The organism is Halomonas aestuarii, assembly GCF_001886615.1.
GTDB classification, from domain to species: Bacteria; Pseudomonadota; Gammaproteobacteria; order Pseudomonadales; family Halomonadaceae; genus Halomonas; species Halomonas aestuarii.
Genome location: NZ_CP018139.1, coordinates 264,967 through 283,056 on the forward strand (window position 1 = coordinate 264,967; position 18,090 = coordinate 283,056).

Here is an 18,090-nt window from a genome sequence, read left to right on the forward strand (position 1 = left end):
GAGATGACAATGATTCCGGGCCGGCACCTCCCGCTGCCGACTCAAGGTCGGAAACCATGCAACCGGATTCTCGTCATTTCATCGCCCTGGCTGCCCTCCTGGCGGCCGTTTCCCTGCCCTGCCAGGCCGACGTCGGGCCGGAGACGCCCGCCTACGGCGGCATCGCCGAGCCCCTAGTGCTGCTCGACAATGGCATGATCGTCCAGGGAGACGACGTCGAGAGCCCGGATGGCTTCACCTCCGGCTTTCGCCTCACCGCCGGCTTCACCCCCCGGACCCTGCCACGCCTCGACCTGGCCGCCGAGTTCAGCTACCGGCACAGCGACGACGTGCCGGTCGCCGGCGAGAGTGGCCGGCAGATCCTCGACACCACCAGCCTGGGCGGCAGCCTGCTGGCGGGCGTGCGCCTCGGCCCGCTCGGCCTCTATGCCAAGTCGGGCCTGGCGGAGTGGTACGGCGATCCCGTGGCCCTGAACGACCAGGCCCAGGGGAGTCGCGGCACGGCCAGGATCTCGGGCTTCGGTGCCCGGCTGCAGATGCGAAACCTGGTCAGCCGCCTGGAGTACGAGGCAATCGACGCCCCGGCCCTGGACCACCTCAACCTGATGACCGCATCAATTCACTACCCCTTCTGAGCCCGACGCTCCCTTCCACGACATCGCCCCGGCCGATTGGCCGGGGCGATGTCGTTTCCTGGCGGGACCCGCCGGACGGGAAGGCCTCAGCCGGTATTGCGTAGCCCGGCCGCGATGCCCGCCATGGTGACCATCAGGGCCCGGGAGAGGTCCGCGCTGATGGCCCCGTCGGCGTCGCGGTTGCGCTGCAGCAGCTCGGCCTGGAGGCCATGCAGCGGATCGATGTAGGGATTGCGCACGTCGATTGCCTGACGGATCAGCGGCGTCTCCTGCAGCAGTTCCTGCTGGTCGAGCACCTGCAACACCGCGTCCTGGAGCCGCATGAAGCGCTTCCGCAGCCGCTCCCCCAGCGCCTTCAGGGCCGGCTCGTCCACCAGGCGGTGCTCGTAGTAGGCGGCGATGTCGACGTCGGCCTTGGCCAGAAGCATCTCCAGCATGTCCAGGTAGGTGCCGAAGAAGGGCCACTGCTCGCGCATCTCCCGGAGCAGCTCGAGGCCGCCCGGCTCCTGCATGCGCTCGCTGAATGCCTCGCCGCTGCCCAGCCAGGCCGGGAGCATCAGGCGGGTCTGGGTCCAGGCGAAGATCCATGGAATGGCCCGCAGGGTCTCCACCCCGCCGTCCTGGCGCCGTTTGGTGGGCCGTGACCCCAGCGGCAGGCGACCCAGCGCCCCCTCCGGGGTCACCGAACGGAAGTAGGGGACGAAATCCGGGTCCTCGCGCACCACGCCCACGTAAGCGCGATGGGCCACCTCGGCCAGGTGGTCCATTTCCCTGCGCCACTCCGCCCGCGGCGCCGGCGGCGGCAGCAGGCTCGCCTCGAGCACCGCGCAGGCATAGATCTCCATGGAGCGCAGGGCGATCTCCGGCTGACCGAACTTGAAGCGGATCATCTCGCCCTGCTCAGTGACCCGCAGGCTGCCGTTCACCGACCCTGGCGGCTGGGAGAGGATGGCCGCGTGGGCCGGGCCGCCGCCGCGACCCACGGTGCCGCCGCGACCGTGGAAGAGCGTCAGGTCGACGCCATGGCGTTGGCAGATCTCCACCAGGGTTTCCTGAGCCCGATACTGGGCCCAGGCGGCGGCCAGCTGGCCGGCGTCCTTGGCGGAATCCGAGTAGCCGATCATCACCTCCTGACTGTCGCCCGCCAGGGCGCGATAGCCCGGCAGCGACAGCAGGTGGTCAATGACCTCGCCGGCGTGGTCGAGGTCGTCGAGGGTCTCGAACAGGGGGGCGATGGGCAGGCTGACCGTGCCGCCCACCTCCTTCATCAGCAGGGCCACGGCCAGCACGTCGGAGGGCTTGGCGGCCATGGAGATGATGTAGGTCCCGAGCGCCTCGCGATGCTCGGAGGCGATGACGCGAAAGGTGTCGATGACCTCCCGGGACTCCGACGAGCACTCCCAGCGCCTGGGGATCAGCGGACGCCGGGACGCCAGTTCGGCGAGCAGGAACTCCTGGCGCTGCGCCTCGTCCCAGTCGCGGTAGTGGCCGAGTGCCAGGCCGTCGGTGAGCTCCTCCATCACCTGGGCATGGCGACTGGCCTCCTGGCGCAGGTCGAGCTTTGTCAGGGTCACGCCGAACACGGCGACGCGCCGCAGGGTATCGAGCAGCACGCCGTTGGCGATGGTGTCCAGGCCCACGTCGCACAGCGACCGGTAGCAGGCCAGCAGGGGAGCATAGAGCTGGTCGCGGGTCTCGATGATGGGGCCGTCATCGACGCTGCGGCCATCCAGCTCGGCCTTGGCCCAGTCCCGCGTCGCCTCGACGCGAGTCACCAGGCGCTTGAGCAACTCGCGATACGGCTCGGCCACCTCGCCCACCTCGGCCCTGAGGGCGCTGTTGGCCTTCCACATGGAGAGCTCGGCCTTGAGCTGCTCCAGGTCCCGCAGGTAGAGGTCAGCGGCCATCCAGCGGCCCAGCAGCAGCACTTCCCGGGTCACCTTGGCCGTGACGTTGGGATTGCCGTCGCGGTCGCCGCCCATCCAGGAGGCGAAGCGGATCGGCGCGGCATCCAGCGGCAGGCGCTCGCCGGCGGTCTCCAGCAGCAGGTTGTCGAGGTCGCGATGGAAATCGGGCACGGCCTGCCACAGGGAGTTCTCGATGACCGCGAAGCCCCACTTGGCCTCGTCCACTGGGGTCGGCCGCTCGTGACGGATCTCGTCGGTGTGCCAGGCCTGGCTGATCAGCTCCTCCAACCGCCCCTGGGCGCGCACGCCGCGCTCCGGGTAGTCGGTGGAGGACTCGATGGCGGTCAGGCAGTCGTCGATGGCGTCGTACTTCTGGATCAGGGTGCGCCGGATGACCTCGGTGGGATGGGCGGTGAGCACCAGCTCGACGCGCATGCCGGCGAGGCTCTCGACCAGCTTGCGCGGCGAGTGGCCGGCGCCCCTTGCCCGCTCGAGCAGCTCGGACAGCACCGGCTGGGTCCCGGGCCGGTAGTCCTCCACCCGGCGAAAGCGCGCCCGGTAGTGCTGCTCCGCGATGTTGGCCAGGTTGAGGAACTGGTTGAAGGCGCGGGTGACCGGCAGCAGGTCGCGGTCCGGCAGCTTGCGCAGGTACTCGATCAGCTCGCGCTGGCTGCCGTGCTCACCCTGGCGGCCGCGCTTGGCGAAGCTGCGGATGGCCTCGATGCGGTCGACGAACCCCGGACCCAGGTCATCGGCGATGGTGCGCCCGAGGCTGTCGCCCAGGATACGGACATTGTCACGCAGCGATTCATGCAGGTCATGGCTCATGGCCGGGTCTCTCCTTGAGGCAATTCCTTGAGGGGGGTGTCGTGACGCTTGGCCGACTGCCAGTGTCGCTCCATCGCCTCGAGGCCGGCCTCGCGCAGCGGCACGCCCTCGGCGTCGAGGGCCGCCTCCACATGGCGAAAGCGCCGCTCGAACTTGGCATTGGTGTGGCGAAGGCACTGCTCGGGATCGGCCTTGAGGGTACGCGCCAGATTGGTGACGGCGAACAGCAGGTCGCCCACCTCCTCCGCGGCATGCTGGCGGTCATCCTCGGCCAGGGCCTGCTCGACCTCGTCGAGCTCCTCGCGGATCTTGGCCAGCACGCCTCGGGCGTCGGGCCAGTCGAAGCCGACCCGGGCGGCCCGCTTGGAGAGCTTGGCGGCCCGGGAGAGCGCCGGCAGGGTCCCGGGCACGTCGTCCAGCACCGAATGGGCCTCGGCCTCGTGGCGGGCTCGCTCCGCGCGCTCCTCGGCCTTGAGGGACTCCCAGCGGGAGTGCACCTGCTGCGTCTCCACCTCGGCGGCGCTGACGCCCTCGCGTCGCGAGGCCAGGGTCCCGTCGGGGAAGACGTGGGGGTGGCGGTGCAGCATCTTGTCGGTGAGGGTGTGCACCACGTCATGGAAGTCGAAGCGCCCCTCCTCGGCCGCGAACTGGCTGTAGTAGACCACCTGGAAAAGCAGGTCGCCGAGTTCGCCGGGCAGCTCGTCCCAGGCGCGCCGCTCGATGGCGTCGGCCACCTCGTAGGCCTCCTCGAGGGTGTGGGGCACGATGGAGTCCCAGTCCTGCCTGACGTCCCAGGGGCAGCCCTGGACGGGGTCGCGCAGCACGGCCATCAGCTCCAGCAGCTGGTCCAGCTCGTGGCGGGGATCGCTCATGTGGCCCTCCTCTTTCCCTTGCCCTTCTTTCCGCCGCTGCGCAGGCGACGCACCTCGATGACGTTGGGCAGCTGCTGGATGCGCGAGAAGAGCCGCCCCAGGGTCTCCAGGCCGTCGACCTCGACGGTGATGGACATGCGGGCGATGCCGTCGTCGGTGTCGGTGAGGGTATTGACGGACAGTACGTTGACGCGGTCGTTGCTGAGCACGCCGGTGACGTCGCGCAGCAGGCCCGAGCGGTCCCAGGCCTGGACCTCGATGTCCACCGGGTACTGGGTCCGGGCGCGCTCCCCCCACTCCACCTCGATGATCCGCTGGGGCTCGTCGAGGCGCAGCTGGAGAATGTTGGGGCAGTCCTGACGATGCACGGTGACCCCGCGCCCCTGGGTGATGAAGCCGACGATGGGCTCGCCGGGCACCGGGTGGCAGCAGTTGGCCATGCTGGTCTTCAGGTTGCCCACGCCGAGCACGGTGATGTCGCTGCCGGCGCCCTTGCCGGGGGCCTTGCGCGGCTTGGCCAGCAGGCGGTCGAGCTGCTCCTGGTCATCGCTCTCGCCGAACAGCTGCTGCGCCTGGTGCAGCACCTGCCCGATGCGCAGGTCCCCGGCCCCCAGGGCGGCATACATGTCGTCCGGGGTGGGATAGTTGACCTTGTTGGCCAGGCGAGTGAGGTTCATGTCCTCGATATCGAGCCGCTTCATCTCGCGTTCGAACAGCGCCCGGCCCTCCTCGAGGTTGCGATCGCGGGCCTGGAGCTTGAACCAGGACTGGATCTTGGCGCGGGCCCGGGAGGTGCGCACATAGCCCAGGTTGGGATTGAGCCAGTCGCGACTCGGCCCCCCCTTGCTGGCGGTGAGGATCTCCACCTGCTGGCCGGTCTTGAGCCGGTAGGTGAGCGGCACGATGCGCCCGTTGACCTTGGCCCCCCGGCAGCGATGCCCGACCTCGGTATGCACCCGATAGGCGAAGTCGATGGGCGTGGCGACCCGCGGCAGGTCGATGACGTGGCCATCCGGCGTGAAGACATAGATACGGTCCGGGGCCACGTCGCTGGTCAGCCCCTCGCGCAGGTCGCCGAAGTCGCCGACCTCCTCGTGCCACTCCAGCACCTGGCGCAGCCAGGCGATCTTCTCCTCGTAGCTGGCGCTTCGCGCGCTGGTATCGTGACCCTTGTAGCGCCAGTGCGCACAGACCCCGAGTTCGGCCTCCTCGTGCATGGCGAAGGTGCGGATCTGGATCTCCAGCACCTTGTTCTCCGGGCCGAGCACCGCGGTGTGCAGCGACTGGTAGCCATTCTTCTTGGGATTGGCGATGTAGTCGTCGAACTCGTTGGGCACGTGATGCCAGCGCGAGTGGACGATGCCCAGCACCGTGTAGCAGTCGGTCACCTCGGGCACCAGGATGCGTACCGCCCGGATGTCGTGGACCTGGGAGAAGTCGATGCGCTTGCGCTTCATCTTCCGCCAGATCGAGTAAATGTGCTTGGCGCGGCCATCGACCTGGTAGCGGCTGATCCCCTGGGCCGACATCAGAGACTTGAGGGTCTCCACCACCTCGGTGATGTAGCGGTCCCGGTCCAGGCGCTTCTCGGCCAGCTGCCGGGCGATGGTCTTGTACTCTTCCTCGTGCAGGTAGCGGAAGGAGAGGTCCTCGAGCTCCCACTTGAGCTGTCCGATGCCCAGGCGATGCGCCAGGGGGGCATAGATGTCGAAGACCTCCCGGGCCACCTGCAGGCGCTTCTCGCGCGGGGCATCGCGCACCTGGCGCAGCGCGCAGGTGCGCTCGGCGATCTTGATCAGGGCGACGCGCACGTCATCGATCAGGTTGACCAGCATCTTGCGCAGGTTGTCCTGCTGGTCATGCTGGATCAAGCCCTGACTGGGCGCCTGGAAGGTGCTGATGGCGGCCATCTGCAGGACGCCGTCGATCAGCCGGGCGACCTCGTGACCGAAGCGCTTCTCGACCTCCCCGAGGCCAATCAGCCGTTCGCGCACCGCCCGGTAGAGTACCGCGGCCTCCAGCGCCGGCTGGTCGAGCTTGAGCTCACCGAGAATGTCGGCCATCTCGAGCCCCATGCGAAAGCTCGAGCCATCCTTCAGCCAGGCCTTGTGGGGCCGGTCGGAGGCAAGTTCCAGGTGCTGGGCGAGCTCGCAGGCCTGCCGCATCTCCTCGACGTCACGCAGTTTCACGTCGTCCTGCAGGCGCGTCAGCCACTGGTCGATGTCGACCGTCCCGTCCTGGGTCAACGGCTGATCCTCACGCACTTTAACCATCGGTTGGCGCTCCTTGGGGGTGCCGCGCCGAGCCCGTGTACTCGAACAGCAGCATCGATTCCAGGTGAGAGGTGTGCACGAACATGTCGGCCACCGCCGCGCGCACGATCCGGTATCCACCATGCACAAGATGTGCCGCATCCCTCGCCAGAGTCGCCGGATCACAGGAGATGTAGAGCACCCGGGGCACCGGATGTTCCTGAAGGGCGCGGCTGACCGACTCGGCACCCTCCCGTGGTGGGTCCAGCACCACCACCTCCGGACGCGTGGACGCCAGCAGCTCGTGCACGGCCGCCGGGGCGGCGAGGTCCGCCTGGCGCGCCTCGACCCCCGGGCCCCGCCCCGGTGACGTGGCCCGGGCATTCTCCGCCAGCCGCTCGACCATGGCGGGGCTGCCTTCCGCCGCGGTGACCCGGGCGCCGGCCTCGGCCAGCGGCAGGCTGAAGTTGCCGACGCCGGCAAAGAGGTCGAGCAGGCGCGCGTCATCGACGTACGGGGCGAGCCAGGACAGGGCAGCCCCGACCATCAGGCAGTTGACCTCGGCATTGGCCTGGAGGAAGTCGCCGGGCGCGACGCCCAGCGCGATCTCCCCGGCCGGCCCCGGCACCCGACAGGTGAGTGACGGCATGGGCGTCAGCCATTCGAGGTCGGGGGCGTCGCGGCCGAGCCAGCGGGCCAGGTGGACCCCCTGGCGCTCGGCGAAGGCCTGCCAGCGGCGGGTGTCGCCGGTATGGTCACGCAGCTGACGCACCACCAGCACGACCCCCTGATCGCACTCGAGCAGCTCGAGATGCCCCACCTGGCGAGGCGCCTCGAGTTCTGCCAGCTGGAGGTGCAGGGGCACCAGCTGCGCCGCCAGGGCCGGCACCAGCACGGTGCAGGCCTCGATGTCGACGAGGCGGTGGGTGTGACGCGCACGAAACCCGAGATGCACCTGGCCATCGGCGTCGACCTTGACGCCCAGGCGGGCACGGCGGCGATAGCCCTCGCCCGCCCCGGCCAGCAGCTCGGGAGGGGACGCCAGCGTGATGCCCTGGCGTCCCAGCAGCTCCTCCAGCACGGCACTCTTGTGGCGCCGCTGTGCCGGCAGGGCGAGGTGCTGGAGATCGCAGCCGCCGCAGCGACCGAAGTGGGGACAGGGCGGCTCGACGCGCTCCGGCGAGGGCGTCAGCACCTCCCGGACGTGCGCCTCGTCGAAGCGCTTGCGGGTGCGATGCACGGCGACCCTCACACGCTCGCCCGGAAGGGCGCCCTCGACGAACACCGTCTTCCCCTGGGCGGCGCGCGCCACGCCCCGCCCGTCATGGGCGAGCCCGTGGATCTCCAGGACATCCTGCTCCGGGGGTGGCGCGGGCGCATGGCGGGTGTCGGCCTGGCGTCCCTGCAGCCCCGAGACGCCCGACGGCGCACGTTTCGGTCGGCGCTTGCCCAGCATGGCCATGTCAGCGCTCCGGGGCGAACAGGCCGGTGGACAGGTAGCGGTCGCCGCGATCACAGACGATGAAGGCGATCACCGCGTTCTCGACCTCGGCGGCGATCCGCAGCGCGCCGGCGAGCGCACCGCCGGACGAGACGCCGGCCAGGATGCCCTCCTCCCGGGCCAGACGACGCATGTGTTCCTCGGCCTCATGCTGGCCGATGTCCAGGACCCGATCGACGCGACTGGCATCGAAGATGCTCGGGAGGTACTCCGGCGGCCAGCGCCGGATGCCGGCGATACTGGCCCCGTCCTCGGGCTGCAGGCCGATGATCTGCACCTCGGGGTTGCGCTCCTTGAGGTAGCGCGACACGCCCATGATGGTGCCGGTGGTGCCCATGGAGCAGACGAAGTGGGTGATGGTGCCGCCGGTCTGCTCCCACAGCTCCGGGCCGGTGGTGCGGTAGTGGGCCAGGGGATTGTCGGGGTTGGCGAACTGGTTCAGCGGCTTGCCCTCCCCGCGGGCGACCATGGCCTCGGCCAGGTCACGGGCCTCCTCCATGCCGCCCTCCTTGCTCACCTCGATCAGCTCGGCCCCGTAGGCCGCCATGGCCTGCTTGCGCTCGGCGGAGGCGCTTTCCGGCATGATCATCACCATGCGGTAGCCCTTGATGGCGGCCGCCATGGCCAGGGCTATGCCGGTGTTCCCGGAGGTCGCCTCGACCAGGGTGTCACCGGGCACGATCTCGCCCCGGGCCTCGGCCTGCTGGATCATGGAGAGCGCCGGCCGGTCCTTGACCGACCCGGCGGGATTGTTGCCTTCCAGCTTGGCCAGCAGGGTATTGCCGCGCCCGGCGGTGATGCGCTTGAGACGGACCAGCGGTGTATGACCGACGGTCTCCTCGAGAGTGGGGAAATGCATGTAACCTTCCTGATGGAAACGTCTTTTCGGCATTATATCCCTGCCGCTCCACACAGGACAGGCATCCGCCCGCGCTGTGGCATACTGGAGGCAGATTCATCGTCCGACGAGCCCGCCGATGTCCCTCAAGACGCGCCTGATGCTGTCGATCCTCGGCCTGCCGATGCTGCTGATGACCCTGCTGGCTGGCGTGACCGTGGCCCTCGAGGACCAGCAGCGCCGGGCGGCGCTGCGCGAGACCCTGACCCAGGGCGCCGAGCTGCTCGCCCCGACCCTGGGCGAGGCCCTGGCAGCGGGTGACGACCCGGCGCTGTCGCGACTGGCCGAGCGCCTGCTGGCGATGCCCCATGTCCGTGCGCTGAGTGTCCGGGAGGGCCAGGGGGCATCCCGCCTCGCGCTCGGCAGGCCGGGCGACCTGCCGGCACCGCCGGAGCGCGCGGCCACACGCCTGCTGGAGCACGACCAGCAGTGGTGGCTGCAGTTTCCGCTGACGCGCGGCAGGCCGACGCCGGCCTGGCTGACCCTGGACGTCGACACCACGCCCCTGCTGCTCGCGCACTATCGCCTGATGGCCATTGCCGGACTGGTGCTGATGCTCGCCGGCCTGCTGCTGTTGCTGGCCGGCCTCTCCGCCACACGGCGGGTGACCCAGCCCCTGGAGGATGCCGATCGCGCCATGGAACGTCTCGCCTACGGGGTGGTGCCGGGCCGACTGACCCCGGCGGACTCGCCGGAACTCGCGGTAGTGGCCCGGCGCGTCAATGCCCTCGCCGAGCACCTGGCGACGGCCCGGGACGACATGCAGGCCCAGATCGAGCAGGCCACCGGCGAACTCCAGGAGTCCATGGAGACCATCGAGGTCCAGAACATCGAGCTGGACATCGCCCATCGGCGGGCGCTGGAGGCCAGTCGCATCAAGTCGGAGTTCCTGGCCAACATGAGCCACGAGATCCGCACGCCCCTCAACGGCATCGTCGGCTTCTGCCGCCTGCTCGGGCGCTCGAGACTGGACCCCCGCCAGCGCGAATGGCTGGATCATGTGCAGCGGGCCTGTGACAACCTGCTGATGCTGGTCAACGACGTCCTCGACTTCTCGAAGCTGGAGGCCGGACGGGTCGAGCTGGAGACCTTGCCGCTGGACATGGTCACCCTGGTCGACGAGGTGCTGGGCCTTCAGGCACCGCTGGCCCAGCAGAAGGACCTCCAGCTGCTCGGCCTGGTCTATGACGACGTCCCGGCCGACCTCCAGGGCGACCCCATGCGGGTCCGTCAGGTCATCACCAACCTGGTCCACAACGCCATCAAGTTCACCGACCGGGGCGAGGTGATCGTGCGCGTCATGCTGGAACAGGCCGTGGCCGACCGGGTGATCCTGCGAGTCAGCATCAGCGATACCGGCATGGGCATGACCGACGAGGCCCACCAGCGCCTGTTCCAGGCCTTCCACCAGGCCGACATCAGCCACTCGCGGGAATTCGGCGGCACGGGCCTCGGGCTCGCCATCTGTCGCCAGCTGGTCGAACAGATGGGCGGCGAGATCTCCGTCGAGAGCGCGCCGGGCGTGGGCTCGACCTTCTCCTTCACCCTGCCGCTGGCCGGCCACGCGGCGGTCGAACGCGCCCCCGAGCTTCGCCTGCCCGGCGATACCATCGTGCTCGATGAATCCCACCGTCCGACCCGCCGGGCGCTCGAGCACCTGATGACCCGCTGGGGGGCCCGGGTCGTCAGGGCGTCCCAGGCCACCGCCGACACCCGGCCCTCTCTGGTCGTGGCGGCGCTCGACACCGACGACCTCGGCGAGGAGGGGCTCGCCGCCTGTCGGCAACGCCTCGACGAGTGGGGGTGCCCCGCCCTGCTGCTGGTCAACGCCGGCCCACCCGACCTCCCCGCCCTGCCCCTGCCCCATGGCGGCGAAGTGATCGCCAAGCCGATCTCCCGCATGGCCCTGTCCGAGGCCATGGGCCGCCTCCTGCCCGGGACGCCACGGGCCCTTCCGGCACCGTCGACGACGCCGGCGCGGCTGCTGGTCGTCGACGACACCGAGTCCAACCGGTTGCTGCTGCGCGAGCTGCTGGCGGGCTCGGGGGTCACGGTCACCCTGGTCTCGAGCGGCACGGAGGCGCTGTCCCTGGCCCATCGGCGGGACTTCGACCTGGTGCTGATGGACATCCGGATGGCCGGCATGGATGGCCTGGAGACGGCCCGGGCGCTGAGACGACTCGGCGGGGACTGGCGCCGGGTGCCGATCATCGCCGTCACCGCCCATGTCCAGGGCGACCAGCAACGCCTGATGCACGAGGGCGGGTTCAACGATGTCCTGGTCAAGCCGCTGGAGCCGCGGCGCCTGGCCCGGCTGCTCGAGGAGACACTGGGCCTCTCGCTGCCGCAGCACCAGACCGAGGACGGGACGCGCGAGGGCACCGACGGCGCACCGAGCGAGGATCAGGAGCTGGCGGTGGTCGACCTGGAGATGGGTACCCGCCTGGCCGGCGGACGCGAGCCGCTCGCCCGGGAACTGCTGGAGCAGCTGGCCGATTCCCTGACGGACAGCGAGCAGGCCATCCGGAAGGCCATCGGCCGGGCCGACGACGAGGCCCTGCTGGATGCCCTGCATGCCCTCAACGGCGCATGCCGCTACTGCGGCACCCCGCGCCTGGGACTGCTGGCGGAGACCCTGGAGACGCGCCTGAGGTCACGCGGCATGCCCGCCGTGGCGCCGCTGCTGCCGGACCTCTATGCCGCCATGGCCGACCTGCGCCGCTGGCGGGCCGCTCAGCCCTCGAGCACGACGAAGGCCACGGCCAGGGCGTCCTCGTCGGAGAGCGACAGGTGAAGGGAGCGCACGCCGGCCGCCTCGGCCAGCTCCTGAGCCTTGCCGGAGAGCACCAGTGAGGGACGCCCCAGGGCATCGTTGGTCACCTGGATCTCGCTCCAGCGCATGCCGCGACGCAGCCCCGTTCCCAGGGCCTTGACGAAGGCCTCCTTGGCCGCGAAGCGCTTGGCCAGGAAGGCCGCCGGCATCACCTCGTCACGGAAGCGCGCGTGCTCGAGTTCACCGAGCAGTCGCCGGGGGAAGCGCTCGCCGTGACGTCCCATCGCCCGTTCGAAGCGGGCCACCCGGGCGATATCGGTCCCGATTCCGATGATCATCGGCTGCCGGCCGCCTCCCCGTCATGATGATCGTGGTCATGGTCATGCTCGTCGAGGGCCGCCAGCAGGCCGGCCTCCTGGCCGGCGATGGCCAGCCGCTTCATCTCTGCCACGGCCTCCTTCAGGCCCACGAAGAGCGCCCGGGCGATGATCGCATGGCCGATGTTGAGCTCATGAATACCGGGCAGCGCGGCCACGGCCTCGACGTTGTGGTAGTTCAGGCCATGGCCGGCATTCACGGTGAGGCCCAGCTCGAGGGCCATCTCGGCGGCCGCGGCGAGCCGCGCGTGCTCATGACGGGCGGCCGGCCCCGTGACCTCGGCATAGGCACCGGTATGCAGCTCGATCACCGGGGCACCAGCCTTCGCCGCGGCGGCGACCTGCCCGGGCTCCGGGTCGATGAACAGCGAGACCTCGCAGCCCGCTGCCGCCAGCCGACGACAGGCCTCGCCGATGGCCTCGAGGTTGCCGGCCACATCGAGCCCGCCCTCGGTGGTCAACTCCTCGCGCTTCTCCGGCACCAGGCAGACGTGGGCGGGACGCACCTCCTCGGCCAGGCGGAGCATCTCCTCGGTGACGGCCATCTCGAGGTTCATGCGGGTGTTGAGTACCTCGGCCAGCAGGCGCACGTCGCGCTCCTGGATATGGCGGCGGTCCTCGCGCAGGTGCACGGTGATGCCGTCGGCGCCCGCCTCCTCGGCGAGCAGAGCCGCCTGGACGGGGTCGGGGTAGCGGGTCCCCCGGGCCTGGCGAAGGGTGGCGATGTGGTCGATGTTGACGCCGAGCAGGATGCGCGGGGGGTGCATGCAGACTCTCCTGGCTGAAGGGCTTAGGGGCTTAAGGGCTTAAGGGCTTAGGGGTTAAAACGTGAAGATCAGGATCAAGTGTGAGGGGGCCGTCGCCGCCCGGCCAGCTCGCGCATGAGCTCCCTGGAGCGCAGAGGCCGCGAGCCGAGCAGGGGCGCCAGGGCACGGCGGGTCACCGCCTTCGCGGGCCCGGCGAGTCCCGGCTCGCCCCACCCTCCTCGGGCCAGCAGCCTCAGGGTGCGACCGTCGATGCCGCCCTCGGCGGGCACGAAGGCCCGCGAGCCGGGCTCGAGCTCATAGCGACACTGGGGGTCGAGCTCGCCGCCCTCGGGATCGGTGAAGCGCGGCAGGGCATCCAGCGCCTCGAGCACCGCCACCTCGAGGCGACGCAGCGCCGCGGCCCGCCCGTCGGGTCGCGGCAGCTCCTCCAGCATGGCGGTGTAGAAGGCAAAGGTCTCGGCGACGGGGAATTCCACCGGCAGCACCCGGGTCAGCAGCTCGTTGGCATAGAGCCCGCACAGCAGCCCTTCGCCGGCGAGCAGCGCCGCGCTGCCGCGCGCCTCCATGAGCCGCAGGCGCTTGAGCTCGCCCTCGCCGACCCAGGTGACATGCATCGGGGCGAAGGGCTGCAGCCTGCCGCGAGACCGGCTGCCCGGACGCTGCACCCCCTGGGCCACCGCCCGCACGCGGCCATGGTGGAGGGTCAGGAGCTCGACCAGGGCGCTGGTCTCGCGATAGGGGCGCTTGTGCAGCAGGAAGGCCGGTTCGGGCGTCATCTCGGCCTCATGGCGTCAGTCCAGGTCGTAGCCCAGGCTCTTCAGGGCCCGCTCGTCATCGGACCAGCCACGCTTGACCTTGACCCAGAGGTTGAGCATCACCTTGGCGCCCAGCGCCCGCTCCATGTCCAGACGCGCCTCGCGACCGATGTTCTTGATCCGTTCGCCGTTCTCACCGATCAGAATCTTCTTCTGCCCCGCCCGCTCGACCAGGATCAGGGCGCTGATATGCACCACCCGCCCCTCGTCACGGAACTCCTCGATCTCGACGGTCATCTGGTAGGGCAGCTCGTCCCCGAGCTGGCGCATCACCTTCTCGCGCACCAGCTCCGCGGCCAGGAAACGCTGGCTCTTGTCGGTGACCTGGTCCTCGGGGAAGTAGTGCACGCTCTCGGGCAGGTGCTTGGCGACCTCGGCCTCGAGCTCGGGCACGTTGGTGCCGTGCTTGGCAGAGATCGGCACGATGGCCGCGAAGTCGCGCCGCGCCCCGACCTGCTCCAGCCACGGCAGCAGGCTGGCCTTGTCCTGCAGCCGGTCAACCTTGTTGACGGCCAGGATCACCGGCGCCTCGACGTTCTCCAGGCGCTGCAGCACAACCTGGTCCTCGTCGCTCCAGCGGGTACGGTCGATGATGAACACGACGCAGTCCACGTCGCGCAGAGCCTGGACGGCGGCCTGGTTCATGAAGCGGTTGATCGCCTTGTTGCGATCCTTCGCCATGATGTGGATGCCGGGGGTATCGACGTAGATGAACTGAGCCTCGCCCTCGGTCTTGATCCCCATCACCTGGTGGCGCGTAGTCTGGGGGCGTCGCGAGGTGATGGAGATCTTCTGGCCGAGGATCCGGTTCATCAGCGTCGACTTGCCGACGTTGGGACGGCCGACGATGGCCACGAAACCGCAGGTGGTGGTCATGGGCAGCCTCCCGTGCCGTGGGACTTGGTCGGTTCGAGCCGGGACAGGGCCTGTTCGGCGGCCTGCTGCTCGGCATGGCGCCGGCTCGAGCCGATGCCTCGAGTATGCTCCTCGAGCACCTCGACGTGACACTCGACGGTGAAGGTCTGGGCATGCGCCTCCCCCTCCACCGAGGTCACCTCGTAGCGCGGCAGGGACACCTGGCGTGACTGCAGGAACTCCTGCAGGCGGGTCTTGGGATCCTTCTGGGTATCGTCGAGGCTGATGGCCTCCAGGCGCTCGGCGTACCAGGAGAGCACCCGGGCCCGGGCCGTCTCCATGCCGGCATCGAGGTAGATCGCCCCGAGCACGGCCTCGACGGCATCGGCGAGGATCGAGTCGCGGCGGTGTCCCCCGCTCTTCATCTCGCCGGAGCCGAGCAGCAGGCATTCGCCGAAGGCCATCTCCCGGGCCAGCTCGGCCAGGGTCTTGCCCTTGACCAGGCGCGCGCGCAGCCGTGACAGCTGGCCTTCCCTGGCCTGGGGAAAGCGCAGGAAGAGCGCCTCGGCGATGACGAAGTTGACGATCGAATCACCGAGAAACTCGAGGCGTTCGTTGTTCTGGCCGCCGTAGCTGCGATGCGTCATGGCCAGTTCGAGCAGACCGGGGTCCGCGAACGTATGGCCGATGCGGCGGCTGAAGGCGTTAAGGGAGTTGCTCACGGCGCTCCTGAAAAAATCGATGTCGAGGATGAGTGTTCTGTCGACGGGCCAGGCAAGTGGCCCGACCCGTCAGGCGAGCCCGCCCTAGTGGATGCGGCGCACGCTGGTGAAGCTCGGCAGGCCACCGTTCCAGTGCATCCAGACGGCGAAGGCCTTGCCGACGATGTTCTCTTCCGGGACGAAGCCCCAGTAGCGGCTGTCGTTGGAGTGGTCGCGGTTGTCGCCCATCATGAAGTAGTGCCCTTCCGGCACCACCAGCTCGCGCACCTGGGGGCCGGGATCTCGGGGATTATTGTAGATACCGTGCTCCCCCTCGCCCAGTTGCTCGGCCATCAGCAGCTCGGTGGGCGCCTTGGCGGGCCCCGCCTGGAGCAGCCGCTTGGGGACCGCCTCGCCGTTGACGAAGAGCTGCTTGTCCTCGTAGCGAATCCGGTCACCGGGCAGGCCCACGACTCGCTTGATGAAGTTCACGGAGGGCTCGTCGGGAAAGCGGAAGACCATGACGTCCCCCTGCTCCGGGTCGTCGACCTCGACGAACCGGGTGTTGATCACCGGCAGCCGCAGGCCATAGGCAAACTTGTTGACCAGGATGAAGTCGCCGATCTCTAGGGTCGGACGCATCGACCCGGAGGGGATCTGGAACGGCTCGACCACGAAGCTCCTGAGCACCAGCACCACCAGCAGCACCGGGAAGAAGGAGCGGGCATAGTCCACCGGCCAGGGTTCCTTGAGCGCCTTCTGGCGGGCCCGCTCATCGAGCCCCTCGGTGGTGCCGGACTCGGCCGTGGCCAGTCGCTGCCGGCGCGCGGGACGCCACCAGAGCAGATCGAGCAGCCAGATCACTCCGGTGACGGCCACCGCCACCACCAGCATCAGAGAGAAGTCCATGCGGTTATCCGTCCTTAGTCATTGACCCTGAGCACGGCGAGGAAGGCATCCTGGGGAATCTCCACCCGGCCGACCTGCTTCATGCGCTTCTTGCCCGCCTTCTGCTTCTCGAGCAGCTTCTTCTTGCGACTCACGTCGCCGCCGTAGCACTTGGCGGTGACGTTCTTGCGCAGTGCCTTGACGGTGGAGCGCGCCACCACCTGCCCGCCGATGGCGGCCTGGATGGCCACGTCGAACATCTGACGCGGGATCAGCTCCTTCATCTTCTCGACCAGCTGGCGCCCCCGGCTGTGGGCGTGGTCACGATGGATGATCACCGCCAGGGCATCGACGCGATCGCCGTTGATCAGCACGTCCAGGCGCACCAGCTTGGCCTCCTGGAAGCGCTCGAAGTTGTACTCCAGCGAGGCATAGCCCTTGGAGATCGACTTCAGGCGATCGAAGAAGTCCATCACCACTTCACTCATGGGCAGCTCGTAGGTGAGCTGGATCTGGCTGCCGAGGAACTGCATGTCGAGCTGGGTGCCGCGGCGCTGCTCGCACTCGGTGATGACGTTGCCCACGAAGTCCTGGGGCACCAGGATGCTGGCGCGCACGATAGGCTCGCGCATCTCCTCGACGTCGGCCATGTCGGGCAGCTTGGAGGGGTTGGCGACGTAGATGACCTCGCCGTTCTTCATGGCCAGCTCGTAGACCACGGTGGGCGCCGTGGTGAGCAGGTCCAGGTCGTACTCGCGCTCGAGGCGCTCCTGGACGATCTCCATGTGCAGGGTGCCGAGGAAGCCGACCCGGAAGCCGAAGCCCAGGGCGTCGGAGTTCTCCGGCTCGTAGTCCAGCGAGGCATCGTTGAGCGCCAGCTTCTCCAGGGCGTCGCGGAAGTCCTCGTAGTCGTCGGCGCTCACCGGGAACATCCCGGCGTAGACCTGCGGCTTGACCTTCTGGAAGCCGGGCAGGCGGGCGACGTCCGGCGTCTTGGTATGGGTGATGGTGTCCCCCACCGGGGCCCCCTGGATCTCCTTGATCCCGGCCACGATGAAGCCCACCTCGCCGGCACGCAGGACGCCGGTCTCCTTGCGCAAGGGCGTGAAGATCCCCACCTCGTTGGCCTGCCAGTCACGCCCGGTGGACTTGATGCGGATCTTCTCGCCCTTCTTGAGGGTGCCGTCGAAGATCCGCACCAGCGAGACCACGCCCAGGTAGTTGTCGAACCAGGAGTCGATGATCAGCGCCTGGAGGGGACCCTCGGGGTCACCCTTGGGGGGCGGAATGTCGCGCACCAGGCGCTCGAGCAGCGCCTCGATGCCCATCCCGCTCTTGGCCGAGACCTGGCAGGCGTCCGTGGCGTCCAGGCCGATGATCTCCTCGATCTCGTGGGCGACCTTGTCCGGGTCGGCCTGGGGCAGGTCCATCTTGTTGAGCACCGGCAGCACCTCGAGCCCCTGCTCGATGGCGGTATAGCAGTTGGCCACCGACTGGGCCTCGACGCCCTGGCCGGCATCCACCACCAGCAGGGCCCCCTCACAGGCATACAGCGAGCGGGAGACCTCATAGGAGAAGTCCACGTGGCCGGGGGTGTCGATGAAGTTGAGCTGGTAGGTGTTGCCGTCCTCGGCATGGTAGTCCAGCGTCACCGACTGCGCCTTGATGGTGATGCCGCGCTCGCGCTCGAGGTCCATGGAGTCGAGCACCTGCTCCTTGAGCTCACGCTCGGTCAGGCCTCCGCAGGTCTGGATCAGCCGGTCGGCCAGGGTCGACTTGCCGTGGTCGATATGCGCGATGATCGAGAAGTTGCGGATGTGCTTGAGGGGGGCGGAGGTTGCGTCTTGGGACATCGAGTCGATTCTGCCTTGTGGGTGTCGGGCCACGACCGACCCGACGGATCACGATGCGGTCGGCTGGCGGGCTCTGATCGGAATGGTCGCCATTGTAGCGGGATGCGCCTGTCAGATACAGCGACCCGACGGCGGCAGCCGTCGGGTCGCGGTCACGGCGGAGCCCCG

Annotated in this window: 14 protein-coding genes; 2 read left to right on the forward strand and 12 right to left on the reverse strand. The window is 69.0% G+C overall.

What is annotated here, in order from left to right; all coding sequences use genetic code 11:
- Positions 1-56 precede the first annotated feature (56 nt).
- On the forward strand, positions 57-635 hold the full coding sequence (locus BOX17_RS01220) for a hypothetical protein (protein ID WP_071941680.1): 579 nt from the start codon (positions 57-59) through the stop codon (positions 633-635).
- Between the two features lie 86 nt (positions 636-721).
- Here the strand turns inward: BOX17_RS01220 and ppc are convergent, their stop codons facing one another.
- From ppc to cysM, 5 genes are read right to left on the reverse strand one after another with little or no spacing between them, the layout of a single operon-like run.
- Entirely contained in the window at positions 722-3,370 is a 2,649-nt protein-coding gene (gene ppc / locus BOX17_RS01225) for a phosphoenolpyruvate carboxylase (protein ID WP_071941681.1), read from the reverse strand.
- Positions 3,367-4,242: a nucleoside triphosphate pyrophosphohydrolase gene (mazG, locus tag BOX17_RS01230; protein WP_071941682.1), complete on the reverse strand. Its 876-nt coding sequence runs from the start codon at positions 4,240-4,242 to the stop codon at positions 3,367-3,369. Before mazG ends, ppc begins: the two co-directional genes overlap by 4 nt.
- On the reverse strand, positions 4,239-6,515 hold the full coding sequence (gene relA, locus BOX17_RS01235) for a GTP diphosphokinase (RefSeq protein ID WP_071941683.1): 2,277 nt from the start codon (positions 6,513-6,515) through the stop codon (positions 4,239-4,241). Before relA ends, mazG begins: the two co-directional genes overlap by 4 nt.
- The gene (locus tag BOX17_RS01240; protein ID WP_071941684.1) at positions 6,508-7,956 is read right to left on the reverse strand and encodes a TRAM domain-containing protein; all 1,449 of its coding nucleotides are present in this window, start codon (positions 7,954-7,956) and stop codon (positions 6,508-6,510) included. The genes relA and BOX17_RS01240 overlap by 8 nt, the downstream gene beginning before the upstream one ends.
- Before the next feature lies 1 nt (position 7,957).
- Positions 7,958-8,854 (reverse strand): cysteine synthase CysM, encoded by an 897-nt coding sequence (cysM, locus tag BOX17_RS01245; protein ID WP_071941685.1) that lies wholly within the window; start codon positions 8,852-8,854, stop codon positions 7,958-7,960.
- Between the two features lie 118 nt (positions 8,855-8,972).
- Between cysM and BOX17_RS01250 the strand changes: the two genes are divergently transcribed.
- Positions 8,973-11,687: an ATP-binding protein gene (locus BOX17_RS01250; protein ID WP_071941686.1), complete on the forward strand. Its 2,715-nt coding sequence runs from the start codon at positions 8,973-8,975 to the stop codon at positions 11,685-11,687.
- Here BOX17_RS01250 and BOX17_RS01255 read toward each other — a convergent pair.
- The 7 genes from BOX17_RS01255 to lepA form a co-directional block, all read right to left on the reverse strand.
- On the reverse strand, positions 11,627-12,004 hold the full coding sequence (locus BOX17_RS01255; protein ID WP_071941687.1) for a holo-ACP synthase: 378 nt from the start codon (positions 12,002-12,004) through the stop codon (positions 11,627-11,629). The genes BOX17_RS01250 and BOX17_RS01255 overlap by 61 nt on opposite strands.
- Entirely contained in the window at positions 12,001-12,810 is an 810-nt protein-coding gene (gene pdxJ / locus BOX17_RS01260) for a pyridoxine 5'-phosphate synthase (RefSeq protein ID WP_071941688.1), read from the reverse strand. The genes BOX17_RS01255 and pdxJ overlap by 4 nt, the downstream gene beginning before the upstream one ends.
- A gap of 74 nt (positions 12,811-12,884) precedes the next feature.
- Positions 12,885-13,586, reverse strand: a complete 702-nt coding sequence (recO, locus tag BOX17_RS01265; protein ID WP_071941689.1) for a DNA repair protein RecO — start codon at positions 13,584-13,586, stop codon at positions 12,885-12,887.
- 15 nt (positions 13,587-13,601) lie between these two features.
- Positions 13,602-14,501, reverse strand: a complete 900-nt coding sequence (era, locus tag BOX17_RS01270; protein WP_071941690.1) for a GTPase Era — start codon at positions 14,499-14,501, stop codon at positions 13,602-13,604.
- A complete protein-coding gene (gene rnc, locus BOX17_RS01275; RefSeq protein ID WP_071941691.1) occupies positions 14,498-15,202 on the reverse strand; it encodes a ribonuclease III in 705 nt (234 codons plus the stop codon). Before rnc ends, era begins: the two co-directional genes overlap by 4 nt.
- A gap of 84 nt (positions 15,203-15,286) precedes the next feature.
- On the reverse strand, positions 15,287-16,090 hold the full coding sequence (gene lepB, locus BOX17_RS01280) for a signal peptidase I (RefSeq protein WP_071941692.1): 804 nt from the start codon (positions 16,088-16,090) through the stop codon (positions 15,287-15,289).
- A gap of 14 nt (positions 16,091-16,104) precedes the next feature.
- Positions 16,105-17,922 carry a translation elongation factor 4 gene (gene lepA / locus BOX17_RS01285; RefSeq protein WP_071941693.1) on the reverse strand — a complete coding sequence of 606 codons (1,818 nt, stop codon included), beginning with the start codon at positions 17,920-17,922 and terminating at the stop codon, positions 16,105-16,107.
- Between the last annotated feature and the right edge of the window lie 168 nt (positions 17,923-18,090).

Excerpts from the sequence above, each read along its gene's own strand:
- era (WP_071941690.1), bottom strand. The coding sequence starts at position 14,501 with ATGACCACCACCTGCGGTTTCGTGGCCATCGTCGGCCGTCCCAACGTC.
- relA (WP_071941683.1), bottom strand. The coding sequence starts at position 6,515 with ATGGTTAAAGTGCGTGAGGATCAGCCGTTGACCCAGGACGGGACGGTC.
- BOX17_RS01250 (WP_071941686.1), top strand. The coding sequence starts at position 8,973 with ATGTCCCTCAAGACGCGCCTGATGCTGTCGATCCTCGGCCTGCCGATG.
- lepB (WP_071941692.1), bottom strand. The coding sequence starts at position 16,090 with ATGGACTTCTCTCTGATGCTGGTGGTGGCGGTGGCCGTCACCGGAGTG.
- pdxJ (WP_071941688.1), bottom strand. The coding sequence starts at position 12,810 with ATGCACCCCCCGCGCATCCTGCTCGGCGTCAACATCGACCACATCGCC.
- mazG (WP_071941682.1), bottom strand. The coding sequence starts at position 4,242 with ATGAGCGATCCCCGCCACGAGCTGGACCAGCTGCTGGAGCTGATGGCC.
- BOX17_RS01220 (WP_071941680.1), top strand. The coding sequence starts at position 57 with ATGCAACCGGATTCTCGTCATTTCATCGCCCTGGCTGCCCTCCTGGCG.
- BOX17_RS01240 (WP_071941684.1), bottom strand. The coding sequence starts at position 7,956 with ATGGCCATGCTGGGCAAGCGCCGACCGAAACGTGCGCCGTCGGGCGTC.
- recO (WP_071941689.1), bottom strand. The coding sequence starts at position 13,586 with ATGACGCCCGAACCGGCCTTCCTGCTGCACAAGCGCCCCTATCGCGAG.
- ppc (WP_071941681.1), bottom strand. The coding sequence starts at position 3,370 with ATGAGCCATGACCTGCATGAATCGCTGCGTGACAATGTCCGTATCCTG.
- BOX17_RS01255 (WP_071941687.1), bottom strand. The coding sequence starts at position 12,004 with ATGATCATCGGAATCGGGACCGATATCGCCCGGGTGGCCCGCTTCGAA.
- cysM (WP_071941685.1), bottom strand. The coding sequence starts at position 8,854 with ATGCATTTCCCCACTCTCGAGGAGACCGTCGGTCATACACCGCTGGTC.
- lepA (WP_071941693.1), bottom strand. The coding sequence starts at position 17,922 with ATGTCCCAAGACGCAACCTCCGCCCCCCTCAAGCACATCCGCAACTTC.